General features: G+C 74.2%; 1 pseudogene. It reads left to right on the top strand.

Features of this window, described 5'->3' with window-relative positions:
- Positions 1-252, top strand: a pseudogene (gene gcvT / locus MKD49_RS26145) (glycine cleavage system aminomethyltransferase GcvT); the annotation flags it as partial.

Below are 252 nucleotides of genomic sequence, written 5' to 3'. Positions count from 1 at the left end.
ACCTGATGGTGGCCAACAAGGGCGACCACCTGCTGCTGGTCGTGAACGCCGCCTGCGCCGAGGCCGACGTGGCCCACATGACCGCGGCCGGACTGGGGCCCGAGGTCGTGACCGACCGCGCCCTTCTGGCTCTGCAGGGGCCGGCGGCTGAGGCCGCGCTGGCTGCCCTGGTGCCGGGCGCGGCCGAGTTGCGCTTCATGGACGCGGCCGACCTGCCTTGGGACGGCGGCACGCTGTGGGTCAGCCGTTCGG

The sequence above is a fragment of the Herbaspirillum sp. WGmk3 genome, from assembly GCF_023952535.1.
Taxonomy (GTDB): Bacteria; Pseudomonadota; Gammaproteobacteria; order Burkholderiales; family Burkholderiaceae_D; genus Herbaspirillum; species Herbaspirillum huttiense.
Note: the sequence above shows the minus strand (reverse complement) of the source record. Positions and strands in the feature narration are given on the sequence as shown.